The sequence below is a fragment of the Natrinema sp. H-ect4 genome, assembly GCF_041894845.1.
Classification (GTDB): domain Archaea; phylum Halobacteriota; class Halobacteria; order Halobacteriales; family Natrialbaceae; genus Natrinema.
The window spans coordinates 1-3,388 of record NZ_JBHDYC010000043.1 but is presented as its reverse complement, the minus strand read 5'-3'; the positions used below and the strand labels follow the sequence as shown (position 1 = coordinate 3,388).

The window sequence follows — 3,388 nt, the reverse complement described above, 5'->3', positions numbered from 1 at the left end:
GACTGAGGCGTGCGTTTTCGGGCATGAATCACTTTGAAAACGCCACGCCTCACTCCTTCAGCCTTATCTGAACAGCACCCCGCTCACGGCGTCGTTCAGGGACGACTCCGTGAATCGTTTGGATCTACCGTATCAATCGTCGCAGCGAGCCTCATGTTCGGTTCATTACACCTTTTTAATTATACTGGAACCATCTCAGAGATCATTGCAGGTTCTGCTGTTATCGTTTGTGTCAGCCTTGTTTTCGGCACATTATACGAAGTTAGTGGATCACTCTTGATTCCAGCCATTATCCACGGTCTGTACAACGCCTTCCTTATGATTGCTAGTTATTTGATGATTTAATACTAAATCATCTCACCGATCCGATCGACTAGCAGACTGCAGGGACGACTATGGAGCAACCTCGAGCGCGGTCTCTTCCGTCCGCTCGAGCGTCTCGAGGGACGCTTCGGCGTCAAGCGCTGCCATGCTGCCGGTGCCAGCGGCGGTGATCGCCTGTTGATAGTGCGGATCGGCGACGTCGCCGGCGGCGAAGACGCCCTCGACCATCGTCTCAGTCGTCGCGCGGCCGGCGTCGTCCGCACGAGTGTGGAGATAGCCGTTTTCGTCGCGTTCGACAGCGGTCTCCTCGAGGAACTCGGTGTTGGGCGTGTGACCGATCGCGTAGAACACGCCGCCGACATCGACGGTTTCCCGGTCGACGCTGGTCTCGGTCTTCTCCGCGGGATAGCCGTCGGGATGGGAGACGAGCGTCGCGCCGGTGACGCCCTCCTCCTGTGAACCGTGGATCGCCTTGAGTTCGGTGTTCCAGCGGAACTCGATGTCCTCGTTGTCACGGGCCCGGTCGGCCATGATCTCGGAGGCGCGCAGTTCCTCGCGGCGGTGAACGACTGTCACGCTGTCGGCGAACTTCGCGAGGAAGAGCGCTTCTTCCATCGCTGAATCGCCGCCGCCGATCACGAGGACGTCGTCGCCGCGGTGGAACGCGCCGTCGCAGGTCGCACACGTCGAGAGTCCGTATCCCATCAGTTCGTCCTCGTTCTCGGCACCGACCCAGCGAGCGCTCGCGCCGCTCGCGACGATCAGCGCACGCGTTTGCAGAACGTCGCCGTTCGAGCGTTCGAGTTCGAACGGGGGCTCCTCGAGTGTCGCGTTCTCGACGGTTCCGTGCGTGAATTCGGCGCCGAAGCGGGTCGCCTGGTCCTTGCCGTTCTGGATCAGTTCCATCCCACCGATACCCTTGGAGAAGCCGAGGTAGTTCTCGACGTCGGTCGTCAGTGTCAACTGACCGCCCGGTTCGGGTCCCTCGAGTACCAGCGGCTCGAGGTCGGCCCGCGCGGCGTAGACGGCCGCCGAGAGGCCGGCGACGCCGGAGCCGACGATCACTACGTTGTGAACGTCCGCAGTCGTCTCAGTTTCCTCGTTCATTCGGTGTATCCCTCGATCAGGGTACGGAGTCGGTCTTCCGGCAGCACGCCGGACTGCTGTTCGACCTGCTCGCCGTCCGCGAAGAGGGCGAGCGTCGGCACGCCGCGAACGCCGAACGAACCCGCGAGTTGCTGGTGTTCGTCGACGTCGACCTTGGCGATCACGGCCTCGGTCGTACTCGCCAGCTGCTCGAGGACGGGATTGAGCATCTGACAGGGGCCACACCAGTCAGCGTAGAAGTCCACGAGAACGACGTCATACTCCGTTGTGACGTCCTCGAGGTGACTTCTCCCGTCGATGTAGATCGGTTCGTCGAGCGATTCTCCGGAGGCATCGCGTGAATCAGTTGCCATCACCACTACGTATGGACTGATAGCGTTTAAAGGTTTTGTGCAAATTGCACAATATAAGCACAGGCACGTTTGGACCCCCTCCGTACCGCGTACACTACGACGAACGGTTAAATCTGCAAAAATCAATAGATTGCCGATTCAGGGCGGGTAGCGAGATATGACGGCGCTTTCGACGATCGAACCGGTCCGAATGGTTTTGCGCACTTCACGAATCGGCCTGATCGGTTTTGTGCACATCACTAACAACCGGTTATTCGGCGGAGTCGGTCGACTCCTCCGAGGGACCCGCGTTGAAGCGGGCGAAATACCCGGCTCGCGTTCCGACGCGCGCTTCGAACGCCAGTCTACGCCGTTCGACGCGGCGTCGCAGCCGTTCGAACCCGACGAAGTGCGGGTCGGGGAGCGATTCGCCGACGACGAGCCGGCCGTCGGGTTTCAGGACCCGCTCGAGTTCGTCGAGAGCCCGCTCCTGGTCGGGTATCTCGCCGAGGACCAGGACCAGATACGCGGCGTCGAACGTGTCGTCCGGATACGGAAGCGAGCGCGCGTCGCTGCGGATCGCGTCAACGTTCGACTCTCCCTCCTGTCGCATTCGCGTTCGGAGGTGCTCGACCATTTCCGATTGGACGTCCGCGGCGTGCAGCGTCCCCGATGGTCCGATCGCCCGCGCGACCGTCCCCGTGTAGTAGCCGGTTCCTGGTCCGACCTCGAGAATACGTTCCCCGGGCCGGGGCTCGAGCACGTCGCGCAGCCTCGAGCGAGTGATGACCGGGCGCGGCAGGTCGATTGCGTGGCGCTGGGCGTACGGACACGGTGACGGGTTCGACCGCCACCGGAGGGCGTAGCCGAGTCCGGCGAGCAGCGCGAGGCCGAGCAGGGCGGCGATCGCTCGCGAGGGGCGACGAGAGGCCATAGGATGTCTTCCCCGCGGACGGACTACAGTCTTCCCCGAACCGACGCGGGCACTGTGGGCTTGCCGTTGCTACCCCAACCACGATCCGTCTGGAAAGCGATCGTACAGTATGTCCTATACGCTTCGCACGCAGGTCGACGGCGAGTTCGACGACATCGTCGCGGAAACGATCGACGCCCTGGAGGACGAGGGGTTCGGCGTGCTCTGCGATATCGACGTTCGAGAAACGCTGCAAAAGAAACTCAACGAGGACTTCAGACAGTACAGAATCCTGGGCGCATGCAACCCGCAGTTGGCCCATCAGGGACTCGAGGAGGATCTCGAACTCGGGACGTTGCTCCCGTGCAACATCGTCGTCTACGACGATGACGACGGCGTCGTCGTCAGCGCGGTCGACCCGCAACGTCTGATCGCCGTCGCCGAAAACGACGATCTTGACCCGATCGGTGACGATGCGTCCGAGCGCTTCGAACGGGTTCTCGAGTCGCTATAACTCGAGTTTGGAGCGGCAATTCGGGGTCGGTCTCGCCCCGTCATACGTTTTACCTAATCGCAGGCGCTAAGGCCCCTTCCTCAACGAGCGACCGGAGGGAGGGGATACAGCGCCGTCATCATCTTTCATCAATACGATACTGCTGGCCCGCAGGCCCACGCTATCGGTAACGTTATACGTATTTACCTCGTATATACT

At 61.3% G+C, this 3,388-nt stretch carries 5 protein-coding genes; 2 read left to right on the top strand and 3 right to left on the bottom strand.

Features of this window, described 5'->3' with window-relative positions; all coding sequences use genetic code 11:
- Positions 1-33: 33 nt before the first annotated feature.
- On the top strand, positions 34-345 hold the full coding sequence (locus ACEWFR_RS23695) for a lysostaphin resistance A-like protein (RefSeq protein ID WP_374063337.1): 312 nt from the start codon (positions 34-36) through the stop codon (positions 343-345).
- Positions 346-393: 48 nt separating this feature from the next.
- Here the strand turns inward: ACEWFR_RS23695 and ACEWFR_RS23690 are convergent, their stop codons facing one another.
- The 3 genes from ACEWFR_RS23690 to ACEWFR_RS23680 all read right to left on the bottom strand — a co-directional run bounded on the left by ACEWFR_RS23690 (position 394) and on the right by ACEWFR_RS23680 (position 2,697).
- A complete protein-coding gene (locus ACEWFR_RS23690; protein WP_374063336.1) occupies positions 394-1,431 on the bottom strand; it encodes an NAD(P)/FAD-dependent oxidoreductase in 1,038 nt (345 codons plus the stop codon).
- Positions 1,428-1,784 carry a thioredoxin gene (trxA, locus tag ACEWFR_RS23685; RefSeq protein ID WP_374063335.1) on the bottom strand — a complete coding sequence of 119 codons (357 nt, stop codon included), beginning with the start codon at positions 1,782-1,784 and terminating at the stop codon, positions 1,428-1,430. The genes ACEWFR_RS23690 and trxA overlap by 4 nt, the downstream gene beginning before the upstream one ends.
- Positions 1,785-2,034: 250 nt before the next feature.
- Positions 2,035-2,697, bottom strand: a complete 663-nt coding sequence (locus tag ACEWFR_RS23680; protein ID WP_374063334.1) for a class I SAM-dependent methyltransferase — start codon at positions 2,695-2,697, stop codon at positions 2,035-2,037.
- Between the two features lie 109 nt (positions 2,698-2,806).
- Here ACEWFR_RS23680 and ACEWFR_RS23675 point away from each other — a divergent pair, with 109 nt between their 5' ends.
- Positions 2,807-3,190 carry a DUF302 domain-containing protein gene (locus tag ACEWFR_RS23675; RefSeq protein WP_374063333.1) on the top strand — a complete coding sequence of 128 codons (384 nt, stop codon included), beginning with the start codon at positions 2,807-2,809 and terminating at the stop codon, positions 3,188-3,190.
- Positions 3,191-3,388 lie beyond the last annotated feature (198 nt).

Bases quoted from the DNA above. Each gene is read 5' to 3' on its own strand.
- ACEWFR_RS23690 (WP_374063336.1), bottom strand. From the start codon at position 1,431: ATGAACGAGGAAACTGAGACGACTGCGGACGTTCACAACGTAGTGATC.
- trxA (WP_374063335.1), bottom strand. From the start codon at position 1,784: ATGGCAACTGATTCACGCGATGCCTCCGGAGAATCGCTCGACGAACCG.
- ACEWFR_RS23680 (WP_374063334.1), bottom strand. From the start codon at position 2,697: ATGGCCTCTCGTCGCCCCTCGCGAGCGATCGCCGCCCTGCTCGGCCTC.
- ACEWFR_RS23675 (WP_374063333.1), top strand. From the start codon at position 2,807: ATGTCCTATACGCTTCGCACGCAGGTCGACGGCGAGTTCGACGACATC.